Here is a 24,774-nt window from a genome sequence, read left to right on the forward strand (position 1 = left end):
AAACCTGACAACGAACATTTCGGAGGAACGAGAATGAGCGCGAAGAAGCCCGTCATCGTCTATGGCGCGTCCGGCTATACCGGCCGCCTGGTCTGCGAATACTTACGCGAATACAACATCCCCTTCATCGCCGCCGGCCGCAGCGCGGAGAAGCTCAACGCAGCAATGAAGGCGAACGTGGCCGGCATCGAGACCGCCGACTACGAGGTGGTGGAAGTGCCGCACACCGTGAGCGCACTGACGGAGTTGTTCAACGGCGCCTCGGTGGTGCTCAACACCGTGGGTCCCTTTGCCAGGTTCGGAGGCGAGGTGGTGCAGGCCTGTTGGGCTTCCCGATGCCACTACACCGACACGACAGGCGAGCAAGACTGGCTGATCACGCTCGAGCAGGAGTGGGGCACCAAGTTCGCCAATGCCGGCCTGCTGCTCGCGCCGGGCATCGCGCAGATGTACACCACCGGCGAGATCGCCGCGCAGCTGTGCCTGGAGACGCCCGGCCTCGACACACTGGATATCGCCGTGTTCTGGGGCGGCAGCCCGACCATCGCCTCGACCCAGACCATCCTGGTCAACGCCGCGATGGCAAAGGCCTACTATCTGGAGCAGAACAAGTATGTCGAGCATCAGCCCGACGCCGGCCTCTACAACCTCGCCATCCCCGGCCAGCATGAGCTGGCGCTGGCGCTGCCCTGGGGCGGCACCTCGCACCCGGTGTGGTTCAAGCGCGATCCGCGCGTCGCCAACGTGAAGGTGCTGGGCGGCGTGTTCAACCGCGCGCTGATGCTGGGCGTGCCGCAGATCGTCGCCGCCGCGCTGGATGCGACCAAGGACATGAACCCCGACGACCGCTATGCCGCGTTGGCGCAGACTGCCGCCGGCGTGATGAACACCATGCCGCCGCGGGAGAACCCGCGCGTCAACAAGTCGCTGGATTCGGTGCATGCCTCCGGCCCATTGGGGCGCGCGCATTGCGTCATCAACGGCAACAGCAACTACAAGCAGACCGGCTTGCTGCAGGCCTATGCCGCGGCGCACCTGCTGCAGCAGCCGCCCAAGCGCGTGGGCTTCGCCTCGGGCTGCCAGGCGTTCGGTCACCACGAGCTCCTCGGCCAGCTGCGCAGCTTCGGGCTGGTCAGCAGACCGATCCTCACCGTGCACGACTGAGCAGGATGGCGGGTGGCGCGGTCGCGCGCCACCCGCCAGCCGTTTCGGGGATTGATCATGCGCTTTATCGATTACCTCGACAAAGGTGCCTCGCTCGGCGCTGCTGTGCCGTGCCTGACCATGGACGGGCGCGATCTCAGCTATCGCGAGGTGCAGTTGCTGAGCTACCGCGTCGCGCGCGGTCTCGCGCGATCGGGTATTGCTGCTGGCGAGAAGGTCGCAATCCTTTCCGGCAACGATCCGGTCGCGTTCGCATGCGTGTTTGGCATCTCCCGCGCGGGCTCGGTTTGGTGCCCCATCAATCCGCGCAACGAGGCGGCCGAAAACCGGCTCATCCTCGACCAATTCGACTGCAGCCTGCTGCTGTTTCATTCAAGCTTCGCGCCGATGGTCGAGGCGGTGCGTGCAGAGCTGCCGAAGCTGCGCGTCCTCGTCTGCCTCGATTCCGAGTTGCCCTTCGCGCCCTCGTTCGACGGCTGGCTCGCGGGTCTGCCCACCGACCCATATCAACGCGAGACCGTCGACGATCTCGCGATGATTCCCGGCACCGGCGGCACCACCGGAAAGCCGAAGGGAGTCATGCTGTCGGGCCGCAACATCGAGGCCATGACGGCACTGACGCTGATGGGCTATCCCTTCAGGGGTCGTCCGGTCTATCTCGCGCTCGCGCCGTTGACCCATGCGGCCGGCGTGCTGTGTTTCCCGATCATGGCGCTCGGCGGTCGCATCATGATCATGCATCACCCCGACATCGCCGAATTCCTCGATTTGATCGAGCGCTACCATGTCACGCACACCTTCCTGCCGCCGACCCTGATCTACATGCTGCTCGATCATCCCAGGCTCGACTCCGCGAAGCTCGGGTCCCTGCAATGCTTCTGGTACGGCGCGGCACCGATCTCGGCCGCACGGCTTGCGGAGGCGCTCCGGCGCATCGGGCCGATGGCGCAGTTGTTCGGTCAGACGGAAGCGCCGATGATGATTTCGATGATGGCACCTGGCGAGCATTACAATGCCGATGGCACGATCGCGATGGCGCGCCTCGCCTCGGCGGGGCGGATCAGCCCGTTGGTGCAGGCCGGCATCATGGATCGCGACGGCAATTTGCTGCCGACCGGTTCACGCGGCGAGATCGTGGTTCGCGGCTCGCTGGTGATGCAAGGCTATTACAAAAACCCCGAGGCCACGGCGGAGGCCTCCGCGCATGGCTGGCACCACACCGGCGACATCGGCTACATCGACGACGATGGCTACCTCTATATCGTCGATCGCGCCAAGGACATGATCATCACCGGCGGGTTCAACGTCTACTCGATCGAGGTCGAGAACGCGCTGCGGGCGCACGAGGCAGTCCAGGATTGCGCCGTGATTGGCCTTCCGGACGAGAAATGGGGTGAGCGGATCGTCGCCGTGGTGCAGCCCCGTGCCGGCCAGAGCGTCGATGCGACGGCGCTGGCGGCCTTCGTCAAGCAGCGGATCGGCAGCGTCAAGACACCGAAGCAGATCGAAGTCTGGCACGATCTGCCGCGCTCCAAGGTCGGCAAGGTGCTGAAGCCGGATATCCGAGCGCGGCTGGCAGGTCGCTCAGGCGGCTAGAGCGTGATGAATTGAGGCTTGATCGCGCAACGACGAAGGTGCGCTCCCTCTCCCGCTTGCGGGAGAGGGTTGGGGAGAGGGTGCTTCCGCAATGGGACAATCCCCAAGAGGAGAAAGCCCTCACCCGCGCCTACCGCGCGACCTCTACCGCATCCGCCTTCGCCAAGGCTTCGGCGGACAAGAGCGGGAGAGGTGAACGAGCCGCGGCAATCGATTCGACCTAAAGCCATTCCGCTTTAGTCCGAGAGCCGCTCCAGCACGTCGCGCACCAGCCCTTGCAGAAGATCGAGCTTGTAGGCCGTCATCGGCAATGGTTTGGCACCCGAGCTCGCCGCTTTCGCCGCTTCTGCGATCGATGCCGCATTGGCAGTCTTGCCACTGAGCTGGACTTCCACCGCGGTGAGGCGAAGCGGCACGGGCGCGACGCCGCCGGCAGCGAGACGCACGAGCTGGAACTTGCCGCCGGAGATCACGACGCGGGCGCAGAGCTCCACCAGCGGCCATTCCGCATAGGTCCGGCTGATCGCGCGCTTGTAGGAAGCGCGCTCGCCCTCGAGCGGAGCAGGAAGCGCAATGCTCTTGATCATCTCGCCTGCTGCGAGTGTATGATCGGCGTGCGAGACCGAGCCGTCGCCGAGCAGGCCGGCAATCGTCAATCCGCTGCGCCGGTCCGTGGTGATGGTCGCATCATAGGCGAGCAGAGCCGCCGCCATGGTCGAGGGATGCGGCGCGACGCAGTCGCCGAGGTCGAAGGCAACGCCATAGAGATGATTGCCGGACCGGGCAGGGCAGGTGCTGCCGCCTTTCTTCAGGCAATCGATGTCGGCCCGGCGGAAATACCAGCAGCGCGAACGCTGCGCGAGATTGCCGCCGAGCGTTGCAACCTGGCGCACCTGTGGCGTGGCGAGCCCATGCGCGCTCGCCGCAAGTCCGGGATAGGCAGCGGCGATGCGCGCGTCGATCGCGATCGTGGCGATGGTGGTCAGCGCGCCGATCCGGGCTGCTCCGTCGGCGTCCCAGGTGATCGTCTTGTCGCCGCTGGCCGAGATATCGATCAGCGTTCCCTGCGACACGCCGCTGCGACGGCGTTCGCTGAAGTCGGTGCCTCCGGCGCGGAATTCAGGCGTGGGCGTGGCAGTGGGCTTGGCGGTCATGACAGCGACACTCATGCTGCATCCCTCCCTTTCAGCGCGGCCACCAGACGATCGGGCCGGAACGGAATTTCGGTCAGCCTCACGCCGATCGCATCGCGGATGGCGTTGGCGATCGCGGGCGAGGTCGGCACGGTGGCGACTTCGCCGATGCCGACGCTGCCGCCCGGCACATGCTCGAAACCGGCCTCGTCGAAATGCACGTCCAGTTTCGGCATGTCGGCAATCCCCGGAATGCGGTAATCCTCCATGCTGCCGCTCAGGATGTGGCCGCTCGAAGGATCGGTCTCCCGCGACTCATAGAGGGCGTAGCCGATGCCCTGGATCACCGCGCCTGCGGCCTGGCTTCGCGCCAGCGTCGGCGCGGCGAGCTTGCCGATCGAAAGGCCCGTATAGGCGTTGAGCACGCGCACATGGCCGAGCCAGGTATCGACCTCGACTTCCATCACCTGCACCGAGCTCGGCACGCCGGCGCCGACCACCATGTGGTTCATCAGACGCAGCACCCAACCGAACACCCGGCCCATGATGCCCGCCTCGTGCAGCGCGGGCCTGACGCCGGGCGGCGGCTTGCCGTCCTCCTGGCGTCTCGCCGACACGGCGATATCAGGGGAAGCCGCGATCATATCGCGCCACGGCGCGTTCGAGCCCGGAGCAGGTGTGCGAGACGCGGTGCGCTTGATTTCCGCTTTCAGCTTGTCGATGGCGAGCAAGGTCGGCGGCACCACCGAGGCGGTGACGCGGCTGCCGCCGGAGCCAGGTCCGGGCGGCAGGTTGGAGCGGCCGATGCGAACGTCCACATCCTGCGGCTCGAGATCGAACGCCTTCGCGACGGTGTTCGCGATCACGCTGCGCGTTCCCGTGCCGATATCCTGTACCGCGCAGCTTGCGACGATGCGGCCGCCCTTGATCGCGAGTTCGACCGAGGAGCCGGTCTGCCAGAGATAGAGCCAGTAGCCGGTGGCGACGCCGACGCCGCGCCGGTAGCGGCCGGTTTGCGAGGCGGCCGGCTTGCGGTTCTTCCAGACGTCGAGGCCGGCAGCCCAGTCGTACAATCGCTGGCGGTTGGGATCGGGGTCCCAGAGCTTGCGCAGCTGAATCGGATCGATCTTCATGCGCAGCGCCGCCTCGTCGACCGCCTGTTCCAGCGCGAACGACATCGGCGGACCGCCGGGGCCGCGGAACGGCGCGCCGGGCGGCAAATTGCTGAGCACGTCGAAGTCGACGAGCTCCTTTGCTTCGGCCGGATAGATCAGCCGCGCCAGGCCCGCGATCAGCGAGTTCACGGCGGCGCCGGTATCGGCATGGGCTGTGAGCGACAGCGCCTTGAGGCGGCCTTCCGCCGAAGGCAGCAAGGACAGCTTCAGCTCGGCGGCCGGACGATAGCCGGCGACGGAAAGCTCCTCTTCACGATCGAAGGCGACACGCACCGGCGCCTTCGCGGCGCGCGCAAGCTCGATCGCGGCGATGGTCTCCAGCCCGACGCTGCCCTTGGAGCCGAACCCACCGCCGACATGATCGGCGATCACACGCAGCTTGTCGTGCGGAAGGCCATAACGCTTGGCGATCTTCTCCATGCTCTCGTGAATGGCCTGGGTCGAGATGTGCACGGTGAGCTGATCGCCATCGAACCTGGCCACGGCGGCATGTGGTTCGAGGCTTGCGTGCTGTTGCGTCGAGACGCGAAAGGTCTCCTCGACCAGCAGCGGATTGCGTTGCTGCCGCGCCTCGTCGAGCCAGCTCTTGGCCTGCTTGGCTTTTTGCGAGAACGGCGCCGAAGGCCCGCGCACATTGCCCTTCCACGACACCGGAGCGCCGCCGGCGCCCTCGGACACGTTGCCGGCACGCTTGCGGTCCTTCTTTTCGAACACGACCGGCGCATCGTCGCGTCGCGCTGCATCGAGCCCGATCACCGCGGGCAAAGGCTCGGGCTTGAAGCTGATCGCGGCAATTGCCTTCAGTGCGGTGCGGCGGTCCCTGGCCGCGACGGCTGCAATCGGCGCGCCGACGAAACGAACCATGTTGTCGTCCTCGAGCAGCGGAACGACCGCGGCAACACCGGCGATGGCGCGCGCCGGCGCCAGATCAAGCCCGGTGATCCTCGCATGTGCGACGTGCGCGCGCAGGATGACGCCTTCGAGCTGGCCGTCATGGTGGATGTCGACAGTGTAGCGGGCCAGTCCCGTCACCTTGTCGCGGGCTTCCAGCCGCGGCGCGATGGGATCGTTGCCGTCGAAGCGGCCCGAGCATGCTTCGGCGAGGGCGCGATAGATGCCTTCATAGGCGCCGCAGCGGCAGAGATGTCCTGAGAGCGCGGCGGCGATCTCCTCGCGCGAGGGTGTCGCCGCGCCCTTGGTCGCGCGCCAGCTGTCATGGAAGGCGGTGGCTTCGACGACAAAGCCGGGCGTGCAGAAGCCGCATTGCAGGGCGTCGTGCGCCATGAACGCCTTCTGCACCGGATGCAATCCGGCTGCTCCGACGCCCTCGATGGTCGTCAGCGATTTGCCGGCAGCCGCCTGCGCCGGCAGCAGGCAGCTCACGACCGGCGTGCCGTCGAGCAGCACGGTGCAGGCGCCGCAGACGCCGGAGCCGCAGACGAGTTTGGTGCCGGTGAGGCCGCCATCGCGGATCACGTCGATCAAGAGCGCATCCGGATCGTCCGGCAGCACCAGAGGCCGTCCATTGATGGTCGTGGTGGTCATTTTCGAACTCCCGTTTTGCGGTGGGACTTCTTTGCGGACGGCGCCATCGCGCCGGCGATCAGCATGCGCAGCATGGTCTCGAGCTGTTTCAGGAACGCGTCGACCGGCTGCATGGAGGGGAAAGCGGATTTGGTGCCGTGGATCGCCATCTCGACGCAGCGCGCGAGCTCGCGCACGCTGACGCCGCTTTCGAGGTTAAGCTTTCGCTTGCGGCACACCCGCGCGATCGTGGTTGCGATCTCGTCGGCGAAGCGGTCGGAATAGCTTTGGTAGAGGTCGCGCGCCTGCGCGAGGTGCTCGGAAAACAGCTCCTCGGTATGCGGCGAGTCCTTGAGCGAAGCGAGCAGCGACTGCAATCGCGCACCGATCTCGGCGACCAGGATGTCGGCAAGCTCGAGGCCCGCCTCTTCCGCCGCCTTCGCTGCCGCGATTTCGGCAGCGAGCCCCTGCTCGTAGATCCGCTCGAGCACGGCGCGAAACAGCGCCTCCTTGGAGGCGAAGTGATGATAGAGCGCCTGCCGCGTCAGTCCGGCTTCCTCAGCCGCCTGCTCGATCGAGGAGCGGCGGAAGCCGTGGCGCCGGAACACGCGCAAGGCGGCGTCGAGGATCCGGTCCTGGGGAGGGGCCTTGGCCTGCATTTTGTCAGATTTGACAAACATGCAGGAACTGTCAAATCACGGGTTGATGAGTTTCTCGTGCGCGCAAGAGTCCAGGGACGCCCCGCACCCAGGGCTATCGCAATTGAGGGTTTTTCCCTGCGGCCATCCTTCGAGACGCCCGCCTGAGGCGGGCTCCTCAGGATGAGGGCGGGGTGCGCGGCAGCAGTTTCAACGGGCACTGACGCTGATGAGCCTCATCCTGAGGAGGCGTGTCAGCGCCGTCTCGAAGGACGAGGCGTGCGCGCAGACCGCCGCCACAAGTCATATGCGATAGCCAGTGCCCCCACCCGGGCAGGGACATCACGTCTCAAATGAAAACGGGCACGCCTTCTTGCGAAGGCATGCCCGTTTGAAATCCTATTCGTGCGACGCGCGTGCTTTAGTGCACGCTCACCGCTTGCAGCTCGTTGCTCCAGGCGTTGGCGACCGCGGCTTCGCGGCTGTCGGTCAGCATGATCGGCGTGCCGTCGGCGGCATGGAGGGCGAACAGCTTGAGGCCAGGCGCGATCTTGGGCGCCTCGGGGAACAGGTCCGGCACGTCCTCGGAACGGATCTGCTTCACATAGGCGATATGGCCTTCGCCCAGGGTTGCCAGCGTCTCCGGAGAGACGTTCTTGGCTTCGTATTCGAACGCAACGTGACCTTCACTCATGGTCTCGACTCCTCTGGAACACTAAGCGGTCGAGTCCGCTACTCGTTCCATTATTCGTGCTCATTGATAGCGATTGTCTTAACGATCCGCTCCGGTTCAGGCCGGGCCAGATCGATCGACAACAGCCCGTTCTTCAGATCCGCACCCAGCACCAGCATCCCCTCCGCCAGCACGAAGGTGCGCTGGAAGTGGCGCGCGGCGATGCCGCGATGGATGTATTGCCGGGTCTTGTCGTCCTGCTGCCGCCCGCGGATCACGAGCTGGTTTTCCTCAATGGTTACATCGAGTTGGTCGCGTGTAAATCCGGCGACCGCCAGCGTGATGCGCAAACGCTCGGGCTGGCCGTCCGTGCGGTCGCACCTCTCGATATTGTAGGGAGGATAACCGTCGGCGCCTTTGACGACCCGATCGAGCACGCGCTCGATCTCGTCGAAGCCCAGCAGGAAGGGACTGGAGAGCGTTGGAACACGAGACATAGTTTACAAAGCCCTCTCGAAGCGACTTTGGTGCATCAGGGCCCGATCAAGGCGCCCCTTGGTCAGCAATATGGGCATATCCGCTTGTGGGTTCAAGGACGTAGCGGAGGGCTGTGGATGGCCACTTCTGCCGCCCACCTGCTCTGCCATCGCACAAAATGCTTACAATTCGTCATCGCCCCGTGAAGCGAAGACAGGCGAATCTCCGGGACGATTTATCCCAATGAAAACAGACCTCCTTCTACGGTGCATGGGGTTGTTTTCGCGCTTTTTTTATAGAGCAGGCGCCGGAACCCGTCAGGCCTCGATCCGCTTCCGCCCGTCGCCGTTGAACAGGTGCAGCTTTTGGCGCACCGCCGCGACCCGGATCTTCTGGCCGATGGCGGGGGCCTCGGTTCCGGGAATGCGGACGATGACCTCGCCGGGCGGCAGCTCGCCGGGCGTGGCGGCGACGCGCTGGTCCTCCTGCTCGCGGGAGCCGTAGACGAAGGTTTCGGCGCCGACGCGCTCGATCGCCTCCACGGTGAGCGGCAAGGCGACGCCGCCGGCCGGCGTCTCGTCGGTAATGACGAAGTCCTCCGGGCGGATGCCCAGGATGCCGGCATCGGCAGCAGTGCTGCCGGCGAGCTGCGACCGGATCTCCTCGGGCCGCGTCGACATCAGGTTCATCGGCGGCGCGCCGATGAAGGAGGCGACGAAGGTCGTCGCCGGCTTCTCGTAGATCGCCAGCGGATTGCCGACCTGCTCGACCTGGCCGCCGTTCATCACGACGAGGATGTCGGCGAGCGTCATCGCCTCGAGCTGGTCATGGGTGACGTAGATCGACGTCGTGTTGAGGCGGCGCTGCAATTTGCGGATCTCGACGCGCATCGCGATGCGCAGTTTTGCGTCGAGGTTGGAGAGCGGCTCGTCGAACAAAAACACCTTCGGCTGGCGCACGATGGCGCGGCCCATGGCGACGCGCTGGCGCTGGCCGCCGGAGAGCTGGCGCGGCTTGCGCTCCAGCATGGCGGAGAGCTCGAGCACGCGCGCGGCTTCCTCGACGCGGGTCTTGATCTCGGCCTCGGCCATGCCGCGGTTGCGCAGGCCATAGGCCATGTTGTTGTAGACGCTCATATGCGGATAGAGCGCATAGTTCTGGAACACCATCGCGATGTCGCGGTCGGCGGGTTCGATCTGGTTGACGATGCGGCCGCCGATGTCGATCTCGCCGCCGGTGACCGTCTCCAGCCCCGCGACCATGCGCAGCAGCGTGGACTTGCCGCAGCCGCTTGGTCCGACCAGCACGCAGAATTGGCCGTCGCCGACATCGACGTCGACGCCCTTGATGGCCTCGAAGCCGCCGGGATAGGTCTTGCGGACGCTGCGCAGGGTGACGTTGGCCATAAGTCTCTACTTCTCCGTCTCGACCAGGCCGCGCACGAACAATTTCTGCATGGCGACGACGACGAACACCGGCGGCAGCATGGCCAGCACGGCGGTTGCCATCACGATCGGCCATTCGGTCAGCGCGTCGGTGGTGGTGATCATCTTGCGGATGCCGATCTGGATGGTCTGCATGTCGTCGCGCGTGGTGATCAAGAGCGGCCAGAGATATTGATTCCAGCCGAGGATGAACAGGATCACGAACAGCGCCGCCATGTTGGTGCGCGACAGCGGCAAGAGCGTATCCCAGAAGAAGCGGAAGGGGCCGGCGCCGTCGATGCGCGAGGCTTCCAACAGCTCGTCCGGCACGGTCATGAAGAACTGGCGGAACAGCAGCGTCGCGGTGGCCGATGCGATCAGCGGCAGCGACAGGCCGGCATAGCTGTCGAGCATGTGCAGGTCGGCGACGATCTTGTAGGTCGGATAGATGCGGACCTCGACCGGCAGCATCAACGTGATGAAGATGAGCCAGAAGATCGGCATCCGGAACGGGAAGCGGAAGTACACGATCGCATAGGCCGAGATGATCGAGATCGCGATCTTGCCGACCGCGATCAAGAGCGCCATCACCAGCGAGTTCAGCATCATGTTGCCGACCGGCTCGCGCGTCGAGCCGCTCGTGCCGACGAAGATGGTCTTGTAGTAGGTCTCGAAGAAATGACCGCCGGGCAGCAGCGACATCTGCCCGTTGGCGATCACCGCGTTGTCCTGGGTCGACGCCATGAAGGCGAGATAGACCGGGAAGGCGACGATCGCGATCCCGATCCAGAGGATGATATGGGCAATGTAGCGCCGGAAGCCTTCTTCCTCGACCATCAGTAGGTCACCTTGCGTTCGACGAAGCGGAACTGGATGCCCGTCAGCACGATCACCATGATCATCAGGATCACGGATTGCGCCGCGGAGCTGCCGAGGTTTCCGCCGAGCAGGCCGTCGGTATAGACCTTGTAGACCAGCGTCTCCGTCGACTTGCCCGGACCGCCGCGCGTCATGGTGTCGATGATGCCGAACGTGTCGAAGAAGGCGTAGACGATGTTGACGACCAGGAGGAAGAAGATGGTCGGTGACAGCAGCGGGAAGGTCACGGTCCAGAACCGGCGCATCGGGCGCGCGCCGTCGATCGCGGCGGCCTCGAGCACGCTTCTAGGGATGCTCTGCAGGCCGGCGAGGAAGAACAGGAAGTTGTAGGAGATCTGCTTCCAGGCGGCGGCTAGGATGATCAGCGATGCGGCCTGGTCGCCGTCGAGCAGCGGATTCCAGTCGATGCCCAGCGTCCGCAGGTACCGCGAGAGCACGCCGAGCGAGGGATGCAGCATGAAGATCCAGAGCACGCCGACGACGGGCGGCGCCACCGCATAGGGCCAGATCAGCAGCGTGCGGTAGAGCATCACACCGCGCAGCGGCTTGTCCGCCATCACGGCGAGCAGCAGCGCGAACGACAGCGACGACACCGCGATCGCGAACGAGAAGAAGAAGGTGCGCAGGATCGCCTCGAAATAGGCGCGCTCCCTGAACAGCTCGAGATAATTGTCGAACCAGACGAAGCTGGTCGACAGGCCGAAGGCGTCCTGGAGCAGGAAGGACTGGATCACAGCCTGCAAGGCCGGCCAGTAGAAGAAAATCAGGACGATCGCGAGCTGCGGCGCAACCAGCGCATAGGGCAACAGCTTCGACTGGAAAATGGCTTGCTTTTGCATGATGCCCCAGAGAAGCGGCAGGCCGGTGACGGCCTGCCGCTGGTCGCCTTACTTCACGGCGGTCTTTTCGAACTGGCGCAGCATGGTGTTGCCGCGCTCGACGGCGGCGTCCAGCGCCTGCTTGGCGGTCTTCTTCCCCGCCAGCGCCTGCTCGATCTCCTCCGCCCAGACGTCACGGAGCTGCACCATGTTGCCGAGGCGCAGGCCGCGCGAATTCTCGGTCGGCTCCTTGTTGGTCAGCTCGAGCAGCGGCGTCTCGAGATAGGGCTGGTCCTTGTAGAAGCCCTCGGCCTTGGCCTTCTCATAGGCCGCCTTGGTGATCGGCAGATAGCCGGAGGCCTTGTGGATGTAGACCTGGCGATCGGTGTCCGAGAGGAAGGTCAGGAACTTCGCGACGCCCTTGTAGTCGTCCGCCGGCTTGCCGCCCATCACCCAGAGCGAGGCGCCGCCGATGATCGAGTTCTGCGGCGCGCCCTTGGCGTCCGGATAATAGGGCATCGGCACCGCGGTGAAGGCGAACTTGGCCTGCGCCTTGACGTTGCCGAAGAACGCCGACGAGGTCAGGTAGAGCGGGCATTCGCCCGACGTGAAGCGGCCTTCGCCGGTATTGGTGCGACCAGCATAGTCGTAGGTCTTGTCCTTCTGAAGCTCGACCAGGTTCTCGAGATGCTTGACCTGGAGCGGCCCGTTGAAGGAGAGCACGGTGTCGAAGCCGTCGAGGCCGTTGGCCTTGGTCGACAGCGGCACGTTGTGCCAGGCGGACAGCTGCTCGAGATTGACCCAGGTGACCCAGGAGTTGGAGAAGCCGCAGGTGGCATGGCCGGCCGCCTTCAGCTTCTTGGCGGCGTCGAACACGTCAGGCCAGGTCTTCGGGATCTCGACATTGGCCTTCTTCAGCTCGTCGAGGTTGACCCACATCACGGTCGAAGACGAGTTGAAGGGGAAGGACAGCATCTCGCCCTTCGAGGTCGAGTAGTAGCCGGTGATCGCGGGCAGATAGGCCTTCGGATCGAACTTCTCGCCGGTCTCGGCCATCAGCTTGTAGACCGGCTTCACGGCGCCGGTCGCGGCCATCATGGTGGCGGTGCCGACCTCGAACACCTGCATGATGTGCGGCGCGTTGCCGGCGCGGAACGCGGCGATGCCGGCGTTCATCGTATCGGCGTAGTTGCCCTTGTAGGTCGGGATCACCTTGTAGTCGCTCTGCGTGGCGTTGAAGTCGTTGGCGAGCTTGACGATGACGTCGTTGTTGGCGCCGGTCATCGCGTGCCACCACTGGATTTCGGTCACGGCAAGTGCCGGCGAGGCGCCGAGACCAACCGTGAGCGCGACAGCCGCAGCCGCGCCAAAATGTCGAAGAGCCATCAAGAAAACCTCCCTTGCCCGTCACTAAGAAGCGCTTGCGCTAGCAGCGCCATATGACGTTCACATGACTGTGTAAGCGGGAGAAACGAAAGCAGCAAGCGCCGCCAAATGGGAAGTCGTCAAATAGGCGAACACGGAGCGGTCAGCCAACGCCATTCGCGCTGCACATGCGTGCGCGCGCCGCAGTGCGGCATTGGATGATGTGAAGAGGTGAGGCCCCTAGCGTTTCCGCTCGGGACCGCAGACCGTGCCTTTTTCGACCATCGCGTCGATCTCGGCCTTGGAGTAGCCGAACTCGCCCAGCACCTCGGCCGCGTGCTGGCTGAATTTCGGCGGCACGCGGCGCAGGCTGGGCTTGCTGCGGTCGAGCCGGATCGGCGAGGCGACGCCCTTGTACCAGTCCTTCTCGATGATATCGCCACGCGCGATCGTGTGCGGGTTGGTCAGCGCCTGGTCGATCTTCTGCACGGGGCCAGCGGGCAAGCCGGCCGCGAGCAGGCGATTACACAGCGGCTCGGCCTCGTGCTGGCTGAACACGGCGGCCAGCTCGGCGCGCAGCGCCTCGCGATTGGCGATGCGGTCCTTGTTGCGGGCAAAGCGCGGATCAGTGCCGAGCTCGGGCTTGCCGATCTCCTTGGCGAGCTTGCGGAAGGTGCCGTCATTGCCGACGCCGATGAAGATGTTGTCGGTCTTGGTCGGGAAGATCGCGTAAGGCACGAGGTTCGGATGCTCGTTGCCGGTGAGGCTCGGCGGCTTGCCATGCATGAAATAATTCGCGGTGTGCGGATGCATGATGGCAAGGCCGGTCTCGTACAACGTGGTCTCCAGGAACTGGCCCTTGCCCGAACGTTGCCGCTCCGACAGCGCCATCAGGATGCCGATCGCCGCATAAAGTCCGGTGGTGATGTCGACCAGCGGCACGCCGATCCGCATCGGCCCGCTCTCGGGCGAGCCGGTCGCCGCGATCATGCCGGTCATGGCCTGGATGATGGCGTCATAGCCTGGGTTGCCGCCGCGCGGGCCGTCAGCGCCGAAGCCGCAGATCCGGCAATGCACGAGGCGCGGAAGTTTCTTGCCGAGGACGTCGTTGCCGATGCCCCATTTCTCCAGCGTGCCCGGCTTGAAATTCTCGATCAGGACGTCGGCCGTTTCCAGCATCTTCAGCAGCACGACACGCCCGCCTTCGGAGGCGAGGTCGAGGCCGATCGAGCGCTTGTTGCGGTTGATGCCGACGAAATAGGCCGCATCCTCCTCGTGGAACGGAGGGCCCCATTCGCGCACCTCGTCGCCCGCGGGCGGCTCGACCTTGATCACGTCGGCGCCGTGGTCGGCGAGGATCTGGGTGCAGTAGGGACCGCCGAGCACACGCGTGAGATCGATGACGCGCAGTCCGCTCATGGCACCCGTTGCGGCTACAGAACTCATGCCTTCGCTTCTCCTGTGTCGACGTTCGAGCACAGGACTAGCGAGGTTTGTTTGCGCCAGCAATGGGCCCTCGCGTAGGGCCGCATGCGTGGCCGCCAGCCATGCCGCGGCGTGGCAAATTCGGTCGGAAGCGGCCGGCCCGAGGGGGATCCCGGGCCAGCCAATCCAAGCTGCCGATCAGACGACCGTCAGGCGAACGTCGACATTGCCGCGCGTGGCATTGGAGTACGGGCACACCTGGTGGGCCTTGGCGACCAGCGCCTCGGCCTCCGCGCGGGCAAGGCCCGGCAGCGAGACGGCAAGATCGATGTCGAGGCCGAAGCCGCCTTCCGAGCGCGGGCCGATGCCGACGGTCGAGGTGACGGAGGCGTCGCCCGGAACCTTCGGGCCGCCCTGCGAAGCCACGAACTTCATCGCGCCGATGAAGCAGGCGGCATAGCCGGCCGCGAACAGCTGCTCGGGATTGTTGCCGGCGCCGCCGCCGCCGCCGAGCTCCTTCGGCGTGGTGAGCTTGACGTCGAGCGCGCCGTCGAGGGTCGCAGCATGGCCGTCGCGGCCGCCGGTGGCCTTGGCGCTGGTCTTGTAGAGGACGTTCACGGACATTTTCGTCTCCTCGGGTCTTTCCAGGTTGGGGTGCCAGCTTTATCGCAGGCAATTAGATTGCGCGCAATCTAAATCTGCGTGTCTCACATTTAATTGTTCGCAATTGAATGTGCCGCCGGCCGGGCCCAGAATGGGAGAAACGCACGAGATTCGTCATGGCCCGGAAATCAACGGCGGTCGACCCGCTTCGCCTCGACAACCAGATCTGCTTTGCGGTCTATTCCGCCACGCACGCCTTCAACCGCGTCTACAAGCCGCTGCTCGATCGGCTCGGCCTGACCTATCCGCAATATCTGGTCATGCTGGTGCTGTGGGAGCGCGACGACGTGCCGGTCAAGGACATCGGCGACAAGCTGTTCCTGGATTCGGGCACGTTGACGCCGCTGCTCAAGCGGCTCGAGGCCGCCCATCTCGTCAAGCGCACCCGTTCGCGCGAGGACGAGCGCCAGGTCCTGATCGCCCTGACGGCGCAGGGCCATGCGTTGAAAGAGAAGGCCCGCAGCGTGCCGCAATCGATCCTGGCGGCGTCGGACTGCTCGGTGTCGAAACTTGTCGCGATGAAGGACGAGATCGTCGCGCTGAGGGACCGGCTGAATGCGGTGATTGGGGAGTAGGGGTAAGAGCCGCTTTTTGGCGAAGGCGCGACCGCACGCTGACTTCAAGTACTTCTCGAATGCGACGGCCTGCTTCTCGTTGCTGAATGCGACGTAAGTCTTGAGACGCCAAGGCCCGTATTTCGAGATGTGGGGCACCTCGCCAGCATTGTGCTTTGCCAGTCTGGTTCGCAGGTCGTCGGTGATCCCGACATAAAAGTGAAAGGGAATCGAGTCTCTCAAGAATGTAGACGTATTTCACGGCACACTCCCCAGTCGTCGAGGGGGAGCTTACACCCGCCTTCTATCTGATGGAGCCCGGCTTCGCCCTTCGGGCTACGCCGCGGCAGCCTTCGCTCACTTCGCTACGATGGAGCGGGGCTGGCTTGCCGAGCCGTAGCTCGCGAAGCGAGCGAAGGCTGGTGGAGCCAGGCGGGATCGAACCGCCGACCTCTTGCATGCCATGCAAGCGCTCTCCCAGCTGAGCTATGGCCCCTTAACCTCAGACGGGGTGAACCTGGTCGATCACCCCGGACCGGCGAGCCCTTCCGACTCGCGCGGTGCACCCTTTTTCACAGATCAGGGCTGATCTCAAGTCTCTTCATCACCTCCGACATCACCAATGATGTCGGTCACGTCCTCATCGCCCTCTTCCTCGTCGGCAATGAAGGTCGAATCGTCGTCATCATCGTCGTCGAGGGTCTCGTCGACCTCGATATCGTCTTCCGATTCGGGCACGACGGCCTTGACCTTGCCGGTGTTCTCCTCGGCATCGGCCTCCTCGAGCGAGACCAATTCCTCGGCCTCTGCCGGCTCCGGCGCGTTGTCCTGTGCCATGTTGCGGGCCTCGGCCCCACGGGGCGCGCGCGCAGGAGCGACCGGGGCGATCGGCACCACTTCGCCGGTATAGGGCGAGATCACCGGATTCTTGTTGAGGTCATAGAACTTCTTGCCCGTGGTCGGGCAAATACGTTTGGTTCCGAGTTCGGACTTGGCCACGGCAGGAATCCTGGGAATGTCTGAAAAGCGGTGCTTCACTTGGCTAGTTGGCGGCCCGCTGTCAATAGCGCATTACGGGAGAACGACATGCCCGTGACGGGGCGTGGACCATGTGATACCTGCGCGCCAGCCCATCGGGCCTATTCAAGGACACAATCTTGACTCATTCCGACCAACCGAGGCCGCTCCAGTCTCGCGCCAGCGGTCCCCTGACCGGGAAAGTACGGGTGCCCGGCGACAAGTCGATCTCCCACCGCGCCCTGATCCTGGGCGCGCTCGCGGTCGGCGCGACCAGGATTTCAGGCCTGCTCGAGGGCGAGGACGTCCTCAACACCGCCAAATCGATGCAGGCGCTGGGTGCCAGGGTCGAGCGCACCGGCGATTTCGCCTGGAGGGTCAACGGCGTCGGGGTCGGAGGTTTCGCCCAGCCCAAGGCGCCGCTGGATTTCGGCAATTCCGGCACCGGCTGCCGGCTGGTCATGGGCGCCGTCGCCGGCTGCCCGATTTCGGCGGTGTTCGACGGCGATGCCTCGCTGCGCAGCCGTCCCATGCGCCGGATCCTCGATCCATTGGAAAAGATGGGTGCCAAGGTCACCGCGGGCAGCGAGGGCGGGCGCCTGCCGCTGACCCTCCAGGGCGCGCGCGATCCGCTGCCGATCACCTACAAGACCCCGGTCGCCTCGGCCCAGATCAAATCGGCCGTGCTGCTGGCGGGCCTGGCTGCACCCGGCACCACCACGGTGATCGAGGCCGAGGCCAGCCGCGACCACACCGAGCTGATGCTGAGGCATTTCGGTGCCGACATCACCTCGGTCCGGGAAGGCCAGCACGGCCGCCGCATCACGCTGGTCGGCCAGCCCGAGTTGCACGGCGCCAATGTCGTGGTGCCCGCGGATCCCTCGTCGGCCGCCTTCCCGATCGTCGCGGCGCTGATCGTCGAGGGCTCAGATGTCGTGCTGTCCGATGTCATGACCAATCCGCTGCGCACCGGCCTGTTCACCACGCTGCGCGAAATGGGCGCTTCCATCGAGGAGAGCGAAGTGCGGGGCGATGCCGGCGAGCCGATGGCGCAATTGCGCGTGCGCGCCTCGAAACTGCGCGGCGTCGAGGTGCCGCCGGAGCGCGCGCCGTCGATGATCGACGAATATCTGGTGCTGGCGGTGGCGGCGTCGTTCGCCGAAGGCACCACGATCATGCGCGGCCTGCAGGAGCTGCGCGTCAAGGAATCCGATCGCCTGGAGGCGACCGCCGCCATGCTCCGCGTCAACGGTGTCAAGGTCGAGGTCTCCGGCGACGATCTGATCGTCGAGGGCCGCGGCCACGTCCCGGGCGGCGGCACCGTCGCCACCCACATGGACCATCGCATCGCGATGTCCGCGCTGGTGATGGGCTGCGCCTCCGATCAGCCCGTGACCGTCGACGACACCGCCTTCATCGCCACCAGCTTTCCGGATTTCATTCCGATGATGCGTTCGTTAGGGGCCGAGTTCTCATGATCATCGCCATCGACGGGCCCGCGGCCTCGGGCAAGGGGACGCTCGGCAAGCGTCTCGCCCACCATTACGGCTATCGTCATCTCGATACCGGCGTGATCTATCGTGCGGTGGCCTATGCCCTGATGCAGTCAGGGCACGATCTCAACGACGAGGCGGCTGCGGTGCAGGCCGCATTGGAGCTCGATCCCGAAAAGTTCGGCAATCCTGCGCTGAAGACCCAGAAGGCCGGCGAGGGCGCCTCGATCGTCTCGGCAATCCCTCGGGTTCGCGAGGTTCTGGTCAATTTCCAGCGTCAATTCGCCGCCGATCCGCCGGGCGCCGTGCTCGATGGCCGCGATATTGGAACCGTGATCTGCCCCCATGCCGACGTGAAGATCTTCGTCGTCGCCGACCCCAAGGTCCGCGCCCGCCGCCGCACCATGGAGGCCAGGGCGCGGGGCGAGGATGCGGACGAGGCGGCCGTGCTCGCCGACATCCTCCAGCGCGACGAACGCGACAAGAACCGGCCGATTGCGCCTTTAAAACCGGCCCCGGATGCTTACTTGCTAGATAACTCCCAACTGGATATAGAAGGCGGCGTCCGGGCCGCCATCGACATTATCGAGGCTGTCCGAGCGGGCCGGTCGCGGGGTTAAGCCGCCGCCGTCATTGGAGGAAGTGCCCGCTCCCGCTCTTTGAGGTCGATACGCTTCGTCCCGGTTTCGGGACCGGCGCGATCCAGGTTCCGGACAAAGCTTTCAACGTATCGAACGCGCGGGCCTCAGCCGGCCCGCTTCCGCTGTTCTGGTCATCAGGCCGGGGCAACGAGCGGTCGCTCGAAGGTCTTGCGGACCTTCCGACACTGCGCGCGCGATGCGCCCATGAACCCAACGGCCGGCAAGACATCCGCAACTGGAGAACAAATGGCTTCGACTTCTGCTGATACCTATAGCCCGTCGCGCGACGATTTCGCCGCGATGCTCGACGAGTCCTTCGCAGGCGGCAACCTGCAGGAAAGCTCCGTCGTCAAGGGCAAGGTGGTTGCAATTGAAAAGGACATGGCCGTCATCGACGTCGGCCTGAAGACCGAGGGCCGCGTTGCGCTGCGCGAATTTTCCGGCCCCGGCCGTGACAGCGACCTCAAGGTCGGCGACGAGGTGGAAGTGTTCCTCGATCGCATCGAGAACGCCCTCGGCGAAGCCGTGCTGTCGCGCGACAAGGCGCGCCGCGAAGAGAGCTGGGGCAAGCTGGAGAAGGCGTTCCAGAACAACGAGAAGGTCAACGGCGTCATCTTCAACCAGGTCAAGGGCGGCTTCACCGTCGACCTCGACGGTGCCGTGGCCTTCCTGCCGCGCTCGCAGGTCGACATCCGTCCGATCCGCGACGTTGCGCCGCTGATGAACAACTCGCAGCCGTTCCAGATCCTCAAGATGGACCGACGCCGCGGCAACATCGTGGTGTCCCGCCGCACGGTGCTGGAAGAGACCCGCGCCGAGCAGCGCCAGGAGCTGGTGCAGAACCTCGAAGAGGGTCAGGTCATCGACGGCGTGGTCAAGAACATCACCGACTACGGTGCGTTCGTCGACCTCGGCGGCATTGACGGCCTCCTGCACGTCACCGACATCGCGTGGCGCCGCGTCAACCATCCGACCGAGGTGCTCTCGATCGGCCAGACCGTGAAGGTCAAGATCATCAAGATCAACCACGAGACGCACCGCATCTCGCTGGGCATGAAGCAGCTGCTGGATGATCCGTGGCAGGGCATCGAAGCCAAGTACCCGCTGGGTGCCCGCTTCACCGGCCGCGTCACCAACATCACCGATTACGGTGCGTTCGTCGAGCTCGAGCCGGGCATCGAAGGCCTGATCCACGTCTCCGAGATGTCGTGGACCAAGAAGAACATGCACCCCGGCAAGATCGTGTCGACCTCGCAGGAAGTCGACGTGCAGGTGCTGGAAGTCGATTCCGTCAAGCGCCGCATCTCGCTCGGCCTCAAGCAGACCATGCGCAACCCCTGGGAGGTCTTCGTCGAGAAGCACCCGACCGGTTCGGTGGTCGAGGGCGAGGTCAAGAACAAGACCGAGTTCGGTCTGTTCCTGGGTCTCGAGGGCGACGTCGACGGCATGGTCCACCTCTCCGATCTCGACTGGAAGCTTCCGGGCGAGCAGGTGATCGACAACTACAAGAAGGGCGACATGGTGAAGGCCGTGGTGCTCGATGTGGACGTCGAGAAGGAGCGCATCTCGCTCGGCATCAAGCAGCTCGAAGGCGACCCCTTCGCCGAGCCGGGCGATGTCAAGAAGGGCGCGGTCGTGACCTGCGAAGTGCTCGAAGTGAAGGAGAGCGGTATCGAGGTGAAGATCGCCGGTACCGACTTCACCACCTTCATCAAGCGCTCCGAGCTCGCCCGTGACCGCAACGACCAGCGCGCCGAACGCTTCGCCGTCGGTGAGAAGGTCGATGCCCGCGTGATCCAGTTCGACAAGAAGGCCCGCAAGGTCCAGGTGTCGATCAAGGCGCTCGAAGTCGCCGAAGAAAAGGAAGCCATCGCGCAGTACGGCTCCTCGGATTCGGGTGCGACGCTCGGCGACATCCTCGGCACCGCGCTCAAGAACCGCGACAGCAAGTAAGCGAAACGTCCGTTTTGCTGCATCAAGGCCCCGGCGCGAGCCGGGGCTTTTTTGTTGTGGCATACTCGACTGTCGTCCCGGGGCGCGCGAAGCGTCCCCGCCTTCGCGGGGACGACACCGGATGTGTGGCGGCCTCCTACCGGCCAGGCCTTGTTTTCTTCAAATTGCGCCGCAATTGATGTATCCAGATAAGCCGATGGTCACGCCGTGACGGCACAACGCGCCTGATCTTTCATTTGGAGATATTCCGATGTCGCTCGATTCGGACATCATCGTCGATCGCCGCAGGATTCGCCGCAAGCTGACGTTCTGGCGCGTCATCGCGGCGCTGATCGCGATCGCGGCGATTGCAAGCTTCGCGCTGATCGCGACACCCGGTGCACGCGGCACCTTCGCATCCGCCGGCTCGATCGCACGCGTCCATATCGAGGGATTGATCCGCAGCGATTCCGATCGCACGCAGGCGCTGGAGCGGCTCGAGAACTCGCAGGCCGCCGCCGTCATCGTTCACATCAACTCGCCGGGCGGCACCACGGCCGGCTCCGAGCAGCTCTATGACTCGCTCGTCCGTCTCAAGGCGAAAAAGCCGCTGGTCGTGGTGGTGGAGGGCCTGGCTGCCTCCGGAGGCTACATCACGGCGATTGCAAGCGACCACATCGTCGCTCAACAGAGCTCGCTGGTCGGGTCGATCGGCGTGCTGTTCCAGTACCCCAACGTCACCGAGCTCCTGAAGACCATCGGCGTCAAGGTCGAGGAGGTGAAGTCCTCGCCGCTGAAGGCCGCGCCCAACGGTTTTGAGCCGACCAGTCCCGAGGCGCGCGCCGCGCTCGATGCGCTGGTGAAGGATTCCTATGCCTGGTTCAAGGGAATGGTGAAGGACCGGCGTGGCATGGATGACACGCAGCTCGAAAAAGTTGCCGACGGCCGCGTCTTCACCGGGCGCCAAGCGATCGATCTCAAGCTGATCGACCAGATCGGCGACGAGAAGACGGCCGTGACCTGGCTGGTCGAGCAGAAGGGCGTCAAGAAGGGGCTTCCCGTGCGCGATTACAAGCTCCAGCCGCGCTTCGGCGACCTGCCGTTCCTGAAGACCGCGGCCGCATTGACGCTGGAAGCGCTCGGTTTGGGCTCGATCGCGCACCAGATCGGGCAAACCGGCGTCGCACAGGCGGTGGATCGGCTCGGAATGGATGGAATGCTGGCCTTGTGGCAGCCGGCTGCGTCCAACTGACCGTCGGCAGGCGAGTTCCAGAGCTTTTTCCCGTCTGACGCGTGCCGGCGCAGCCTGCTTTTTCGGCATTTGTCACGTATTTTCACGACGCCCAACCTTGATTTAGCGTCTTGACAGATCACGGTATTTTCACGGAAATGGTCATCCGCATGCTTCCGGGTCCTATCTCTCGATGATCAAATCCGAACTTGTTCAGCGTATCGCCGAGCACAACCCGCATCTGTACCAGCGGGATGTCGAGAACATTGTGAATGCGATTCTCGAAGAGATCGTAGCGGCGCTTGCACGCGGTGATCGCGTCGAGCTGCGCGGCTTCGGTGCCTTCTCGGTCAAGCATCGCCCTGCGCGCGCAGGGCGCAATCCACGCACCGGCGCCCATGTGCCCGTCGATCAGAAGAGCGTTCCGTTCTTCAAGACCGGCAAGGAAATGCGCGAGCGGCTGAACCGCGACCATCCGGATCCCGGCGGCGCAGACTGAAGCGCGATGTGAGCGCGCTTGAGGGTTTTTCGCGGTCGCACAGGATGCGGCCGCAAGCTTGATTCAAGGCGAGCGAAGCGAGATGCGAAAGTTCCTGACCGCGCTGATCGTGATTCCGCTGGGCCTGATCCTGGTGGCGTTCGCCGTCGCCAACCGGCATTTCGTCACCGTCTCCTTCGACCCCTTCATTTCCGACGATCCGTCGCTGTCGATCACCCTGCCGCTGTTCCTGCTGCTGATCCTGGCGGCGGCCCTGGGCGTCGTCGCGGGCGGCTCCGCCGTCTGGTTCGGCCAGCGGCGCTGGCGGCGCGCGGCGCGCCGGAATGATGCGGAGGCCCGGATTGCCAGGGCCGAACTGGCCGATCTGCGGGCCCAGGGGACCGCGGCGAAGCCGGCGTCCCAGCGCCTTCCCGTTCCCTCCGGGATGGGCCTGTACGGGCCCGTCGGGCGAGACAAGCAGCGCGCGACGTTGTAGAAGCGGCCCCGACCGAAAAGCCCCGTTTTCCGGCCGCGGACCCCGCGGCCTTCACCTGCTTTGAGACCATGTCCCTGCTCGTCAAGATCTGCGGCCTGTCCACGCCCGAGACGCTCGAAACGGCGCTCGGCGCCGGCGCCGACATGGTCGGGTTCGTGTTCTTCCCGCCGTCGCCGCGGCACCTGTCCCTGGAGCTCGGCCGCGATCTCGGCCGTCAGGTGCAGCGGCGTGCGCTCAAGGTGGCGCTCACGGTCGATGCCGATGACGCAACGCTCGACAACATCATGGATGCGCTGTCGCCGGACATTTTCCAGCTTCACGGCAAGGAGAGCGTCGCGCGGCTGCGCGACATCAAGCACCGCTTCGGCCGCCCGGTCATGAAGGCGGTGCCGGTCGCGACCTCAGCCGATCTCGCGGTCCTGCCCGGTTACGCCGCCATCGCCGATCGCATCCTGTTCGACGCGCGCGCGCCGAAGGATGCGACGCGGCCCGGCGGTCTCGGGGAACCCTTCGACTGGCACCTGCTCGAAAATCTCGATCTGAAACTGCCCTACATGGTCTCGGGCGGGCTGCACGCCGACAATCTCACTGAGGCCCTTCGCGTCACCCGCGCCGGCGGCGTCGACGTGTCCTCCGGTGTCGAGAGCGCCCCCGGCGTGAAAGACCCGGAGATGATCAAGGCCTTCATCCGCGCCGCGCGCGCAAGCAAAGATGCAAGTCAAGAGTTGAGCGTCCGATGAACATCGCCAAGCCAAACTCCTACCGCAGCGGCCCGGACGAGCGCGGCCATTTCGGCATTTTCGGCGGACGCTTCGTCGCCGAAACGCTGATGCCGCTGATCCTCGATCTGGAGAAGGCCTACACCGCGGCCAAGGCCGATCCGGCGTTTCAGGCCGAGATGAACGGCTATCTCAAGAACTATGTCGGCCGGCCCTCGCCGCTCTATTTCGCCGAGCGCCTCACCTCACATCTCGGCGGCGCCAAGATCTACCTCAAGCGTGAAGAGCTCAACCACACCGGCTCGCACAAGGTGAACAACGTGCTCGGCCAGATCATGCTGGCACGACGCATGGGCAAGAAGCGCATCATCGCCGAGACCGGCGCGGGCCAGCACGGCGTCGCCACCGCGACGCTGTGCGCGCGCTTCGGCCTCGAATGCGTGGTCTATATGGGCGCCGTCGACGTCGAGCGGCAGCAGCCCAACGTCATCCGCATGGAGATGCTGGGCGCGAAGGTGATGCCGGTGCAGTCGGGCACGCGCACGCTCAAGGACGCCATGAACGAGGCGCTGCGCGACTGGGTCACCAACGTGCACAACACGTTCTATTGCATCGGCACGGTGGCGGGCCCGCATCCCTATCCGACGCTCGTGCGCGATTTCCAGTCGGTCATCGGCGACGAGACCAAGGCGCAGATGCAGGAGATCGAGGGGCGCCTGCCGGATTCGCTGGTCGCCTGCATCGGCGGCGGCTCCAACGCGATGGGCCTGTTCCATCCGTTCCTCGACGATCCCACGGTCGAAATCTTCGGCGTCGAAGCTGCCGGCCATGGCCTCACCCAGCTGCATGCCGCCTCGATCGCGGGCGGCCGTCCCGGAGTTCTCCACGGCAACCGCACCTATCTCTTGATGGACGCCGACGGCCAGATCCAGGACGCGCATTCGATCTCGGCCGGCCTCGATTATCCCGGCATCGGTCCCGAGCATTCCTGGCTGCACGAGGTCGGCCGCGTGAATTATCTCTCCGCAACCGACGACGAGGCGCTCGCCGCGTTCCAGCTGCTGTCCAAGCTCGAAGGCATCATCCCCGCACTCGAGCCCGCGCATGCCATTGCCAAGGTGATGGAGCTCGCGCCGAAGCGGCCCAGGGATCACCTGATGGTCGTCAATCTCTCCGGCCGCGGCGACAAGGACGTCCCGCAGGTCGGCGACATCCTGAGGGGCAAGAGCAAGTGAGGAGTGTGTCGCACTCTCTTCACC

23 protein-coding genes, 1 tRNA gene and 1 pseudogene are annotated in these 24,774 nt (G+C 64.9%); 11 read left to right on the forward strand and 14 right to left on the reverse strand.

What is annotated here, in order from left to right; translation table 11 throughout:
- Nucleotides 1–33: 33 nt before the first annotated feature.
- Together XI05_RS35035 and XI05_RS35040 are read left to right on the forward strand one after the other, a co-directional pair.
- Nucleotides 34–1,164: a DUF5938 domain-containing protein gene (locus tag XI05_RS35035; protein ID WP_172788615.1), complete on the forward strand. Its 1,131-nt coding sequence runs from the start codon at nt 34–36 to the stop codon at nt 1,162–1,164.
- 57 nt (nt 1,165–1,221) lie between these two features.
- Nucleotides 1,222–2,760, forward strand: a complete 1,539-nt coding sequence (locus tag XI05_RS35040; RefSeq protein ID WP_271510367.1) for an AMP-binding protein — start codon at nt 1,222–1,224, stop codon at nt 2,758–2,760.
- 236 nt (nt 2,761–2,996) lie between these two features.
- Here XI05_RS35040 and XI05_RS35045 read toward each other — a convergent pair whose 3' ends face one another.
- The 11 genes from XI05_RS35045 to XI05_RS35095 form a co-directional block, all read right to left on the reverse strand.
- Nucleotides 2,997–3,929, reverse strand: coding sequence for an FAD binding domain-containing protein (locus XI05_RS35045; protein ID WP_271510368.1), 933 nt, complete (start codon nt 3,927–3,929; stop codon nt 2,997–2,999).
- Entirely contained in the window at nt 3,926–6,613 is a 2,688-nt protein-coding gene (locus tag XI05_RS35050; RefSeq protein ID WP_271510369.1) for a molybdopterin-dependent oxidoreductase, read from the reverse strand. Before XI05_RS35050 ends, XI05_RS35045 begins: the two co-directional genes overlap by 4 nt.
- Nucleotides 6,610–7,272: a TetR/AcrR family transcriptional regulator gene (locus tag XI05_RS35055; RefSeq protein WP_271510370.1), complete on the reverse strand. Its 663-nt coding sequence runs from the start codon at nt 7,270–7,272 to the stop codon at nt 6,610–6,612. Before XI05_RS35055 ends, XI05_RS35050 begins: the two co-directional genes overlap by 4 nt.
- Before the next feature lie 379 nt (nt 7,273–7,651).
- Nucleotides 7,652–7,924: a DUF1150 family protein gene (locus tag XI05_RS35060; protein WP_018645064.1), complete on the reverse strand. Its 273-nt coding sequence runs from the start codon at nt 7,922–7,924 to the stop codon at nt 7,652–7,654.
- A 50-nt stretch (nt 7,925–7,974) separates the two neighbouring features.
- Nucleotides 7,975–8,400 (reverse strand): Hsp20 family protein, encoded by a 426-nt coding sequence (locus XI05_RS35065; protein ID WP_024338612.1) that lies wholly within the window; start codon nt 8,398–8,400, stop codon nt 7,975–7,977.
- 297 nt (nt 8,401–8,697) lie between these two features.
- Nucleotides 8,698–9,786, reverse strand: coding sequence for a sn-glycerol-3-phosphate import ATP-binding protein UgpC (locus XI05_RS35070; protein ID WP_271510371.1), 1,089 nt, complete (start codon nt 9,784–9,786; stop codon nt 8,698–8,700).
- A gap of 6 nt (nt 9,787–9,792) precedes the next feature.
- Entirely contained in the window at nt 9,793–10,641 is an 849-nt protein-coding gene (gene ugpE, locus XI05_RS35075; RefSeq protein WP_271510372.1) for a sn-glycerol-3-phosphate ABC transporter permease UgpE, read from the reverse strand.
- Nucleotides 10,641–11,522 carry a sn-glycerol-3-phosphate ABC transporter permease UgpA gene (gene ugpA / locus XI05_RS35080; protein WP_271510373.1) on the reverse strand — a complete coding sequence of 294 codons (882 nt, stop codon included), beginning with the start codon at nt 11,520–11,522 and terminating at the stop codon, nt 10,641–10,643. The genes ugpE and ugpA overlap by 1 nt, the downstream gene beginning before the upstream one ends.
- A gap of 48 nt (nt 11,523–11,570) precedes the next feature.
- Nucleotides 11,571–12,887 (reverse strand): sn-glycerol-3-phosphate ABC transporter substrate-binding protein UgpB, encoded by a 1,317-nt coding sequence (gene ugpB, locus XI05_RS35085; protein WP_172788608.1) that lies wholly within the window; start codon nt 12,885–12,887, stop codon nt 11,571–11,573.
- Between the two features lie 219 nt (nt 12,888–13,106).
- Nucleotides 13,107–14,312, reverse strand: a complete 1,206-nt coding sequence (locus XI05_RS35090) for a CaiB/BaiF CoA transferase family protein (protein ID WP_271510374.1) — start codon at nt 14,310–14,312, stop codon at nt 13,107–13,109.
- Between the two features lie 177 nt (nt 14,313–14,489).
- Nucleotides 14,490–14,915, reverse strand: coding sequence for an organic hydroperoxide resistance protein (locus XI05_RS35095; RefSeq protein WP_271510375.1), 426 nt, complete (start codon nt 14,913–14,915; stop codon nt 14,490–14,492).
- 155 nt (nt 14,916–15,070) lie between these two features.
- Here XI05_RS35095 and XI05_RS35100 point away from each other — a divergent pair, with 155 nt between their 5' ends.
- A complete protein-coding gene (locus XI05_RS35100) occupies nt 15,071–15,529 on the forward strand; it encodes a MarR family winged helix-turn-helix transcriptional regulator (RefSeq protein ID WP_271510376.1) in 459 nt (152 codons plus the stop codon).
- Between the two features lie 6 nt (nt 15,530–15,535).
- On the opposite strand, the pseudogene XI05_RS35105 reads toward XI05_RS35100, so the two are convergent.
- The 3 genes and pseudogenes from XI05_RS35105 to XI05_RS35115 form a co-directional block, all read right to left on the reverse strand.
- Nucleotides 15,536–15,770, reverse strand: a pseudogene (locus XI05_RS35105) (GIY-YIG nuclease family protein); the annotation flags it as partial.
- Between the two features lie 158 nt (nt 15,771–15,928).
- A tRNA-Ala gene (locus tag XI05_RS35110) sits at nt 15,929–16,004 on the reverse strand.
- Nucleotides 16,005–16,099: 95 nt separating this feature from the next.
- Nucleotides 16,100–16,507 (reverse strand): TIGR02300 family protein, encoded by a 408-nt coding sequence (locus XI05_RS35115; RefSeq protein WP_172788606.1) that lies wholly within the window; start codon nt 16,505–16,507, stop codon nt 16,100–16,102.
- A gap of 158 nt (nt 16,508–16,665) precedes the next feature.
- Here XI05_RS35115 and aroA point away from each other — a divergent pair, with 158 nt between their 5' ends.
- The 8 genes from aroA to trpB all read left to right on the forward strand — a co-directional run bounded on the left by aroA (nt 16,666) and on the right by trpB (nt 24,750).
- Nucleotides 16,666–18,003, forward strand: coding sequence for a 3-phosphoshikimate 1-carboxyvinyltransferase (aroA, locus tag XI05_RS35120; protein WP_271510377.1), 1,338 nt, complete (start codon nt 16,666–16,668; stop codon nt 18,001–18,003).
- On the forward strand, nt 18,000–18,638 hold the full coding sequence (gene cmk, locus XI05_RS35125) for a (d)CMP kinase (RefSeq protein WP_172788604.1): 639 nt from the start codon (nt 18,000–18,002) through the stop codon (nt 18,636–18,638). Before aroA ends, cmk begins: the two co-directional genes overlap by 4 nt.
- Nucleotides 18,639–18,905: 267 nt before the next feature.
- Entirely contained in the window at nt 18,906–20,612 is a 1,707-nt protein-coding gene (gene rpsA / locus XI05_RS35130; RefSeq protein WP_172788603.1) for a 30S ribosomal protein S1, read from the forward strand.
- A 250-nt stretch (nt 20,613–20,862) separates the two neighbouring features.
- Entirely contained in the window at nt 20,863–21,843 is a 981-nt protein-coding gene (sppA, locus tag XI05_RS35135; protein WP_271510378.1) for a signal peptide peptidase SppA, read from the forward strand.
- Between the two features lie 172 nt (nt 21,844–22,015).
- On the forward strand, nt 22,016–22,321 hold the full coding sequence (locus XI05_RS35140) for an integration host factor subunit beta (RefSeq protein WP_124162406.1): 306 nt from the start codon (nt 22,016–22,018) through the stop codon (nt 22,319–22,321).
- 82 nt (nt 22,322–22,403) lie between these two features.
- On the forward strand, nt 22,404–22,796 hold the full coding sequence (locus tag XI05_RS35145; RefSeq protein ID WP_271510379.1) for a lipopolysaccharide assembly protein LapA domain-containing protein: 393 nt from the start codon (nt 22,404–22,406) through the stop codon (nt 22,794–22,796).
- A 68-nt stretch (nt 22,797–22,864) separates the two neighbouring features.
- The gene (locus tag XI05_RS35150; RefSeq protein ID WP_271510380.1) at nt 22,865–23,536 is read left to right on the forward strand and encodes a phosphoribosylanthranilate isomerase; all 672 of its coding nucleotides are present in this window, start codon (nt 22,865–22,867) and stop codon (nt 23,534–23,536) included.
- Nucleotides 23,533–24,750: a tryptophan synthase subunit beta gene (gene trpB, locus XI05_RS35155; RefSeq protein WP_271510381.1), complete on the forward strand. Its 1,218-nt coding sequence runs from the start codon at nt 23,533–23,535 to the stop codon at nt 24,748–24,750. The genes XI05_RS35150 and trpB overlap by 4 nt, the downstream gene beginning before the upstream one ends.
- The last annotated feature ends 24 nt before the right edge of the window (nt 24,751–24,774 follow it).

The organism is Bradyrhizobium sp. CCBAU 11357, assembly GCF_028128865.1.
Taxonomy (GTDB): Bacteria; Pseudomonadota; Alphaproteobacteria; order Rhizobiales; family Xanthobacteraceae; genus Bradyrhizobium.

Excerpts from the sequence above, each read along its gene's own strand:
- XI05_RS35035 (WP_172788615.1), top strand. The coding sequence starts at position 34 with ATGAGCGCGAAGAAGCCCGTCATCGTCTATGGCGCGTCCGGCTATACC.
- XI05_RS35040 (WP_271510367.1), top strand. The coding sequence starts at position 1,222 with ATGCGCTTTATCGATTACCTCGACAAAGGTGCCTCGCTCGGCGCTGCT.
- XI05_RS35045 (WP_271510368.1), bottom strand. The coding sequence starts at position 3,929 with ATGAGTGTCGCTGTCATGACCGCCAAGCCCACTGCCACGCCCACGCCT.
- XI05_RS35050 (WP_271510369.1), bottom strand. The coding sequence starts at position 6,613 with ATGACCACCACGACCATCAATGGACGGCCTCTGGTGCTGCCGGACGAT.
- XI05_RS35055 (WP_271510370.1), bottom strand. The coding sequence starts at position 7,272 with ATGTTTGTCAAATCTGACAAAATGCAGGCCAAGGCCCCTCCCCAGGAC.
- XI05_RS35060 (WP_018645064.1), bottom strand. The coding sequence starts at position 7,924 with ATGAGTGAAGGTCACGTTGCGTTCGAATACGAAGCCAAGAACGTCTCT.
- XI05_RS35065 (WP_024338612.1), bottom strand. The coding sequence starts at position 8,400 with ATGTCTCGTGTTCCAACGCTCTCCAGTCCCTTCCTGCTGGGCTTCGAC.
- XI05_RS35070 (WP_271510371.1), bottom strand. The coding sequence starts at position 9,786 with ATGGCCAACGTCACCCTGCGCAGCGTCCGCAAGACCTATCCCGGCGGC.
- ugpE (WP_271510372.1), bottom strand. The coding sequence starts at position 10,641 with ATGGTCGAGGAAGAAGGCTTCCGGCGCTACATTGCCCATATCATCCTC.
- ugpA (WP_271510373.1), bottom strand. The coding sequence starts at position 11,522 with ATGCAAAAGCAAGCCATTTTCCAGTCGAAGCTGTTGCCCTATGCGCTG.
- ugpB (WP_172788608.1), bottom strand. The coding sequence starts at position 12,887 with ATGGCTCTTCGACATTTTGGCGCGGCTGCGGCTGTCGCGCTCACGGTT.
- XI05_RS35090 (WP_271510374.1), bottom strand. The coding sequence starts at position 14,312 with ATGAGTTCTGTAGCCGCAACGGGTGCCATGAGCGGACTGCGCGTCATC.
- XI05_RS35095 (WP_271510375.1), bottom strand. The coding sequence starts at position 14,915 with ATGTCCGTGAACGTCCTCTACAAGACCAGCGCCAAGGCCACCGGCGGC.
- XI05_RS35100 (WP_271510376.1), top strand. The coding sequence starts at position 15,071 with ATGGCCCGGAAATCAACGGCGGTCGACCCGCTTCGCCTCGACAACCAG.
- cmk (WP_172788604.1), top strand. The coding sequence starts at position 18,000 with ATGATCATCGCCATCGACGGGCCCGCGGCCTCGGGCAAGGGGACGCTC.
- rpsA (WP_172788603.1), top strand. The coding sequence starts at position 18,906 with ATGGCTTCGACTTCTGCTGATACCTATAGCCCGTCGCGCGACGATTTC.
- sppA (WP_271510378.1), top strand. The coding sequence starts at position 20,863 with ATGTCGCTCGATTCGGACATCATCGTCGATCGCCGCAGGATTCGCCGC.
- XI05_RS35140 (WP_124162406.1), top strand. The coding sequence starts at position 22,016 with ATGATCAAATCCGAACTTGTTCAGCGTATCGCCGAGCACAACCCGCAT.
- XI05_RS35145 (WP_271510379.1), top strand. The coding sequence starts at position 22,404 with ATGCGAAAGTTCCTGACCGCGCTGATCGTGATTCCGCTGGGCCTGATC.
- XI05_RS35150 (WP_271510380.1), top strand. The coding sequence starts at position 22,865 with ATGTCCCTGCTCGTCAAGATCTGCGGCCTGTCCACGCCCGAGACGCTC.
- trpB (WP_271510381.1), top strand. The coding sequence starts at position 23,533 with ATGAACATCGCCAAGCCAAACTCCTACCGCAGCGGCCCGGACGAGCGC.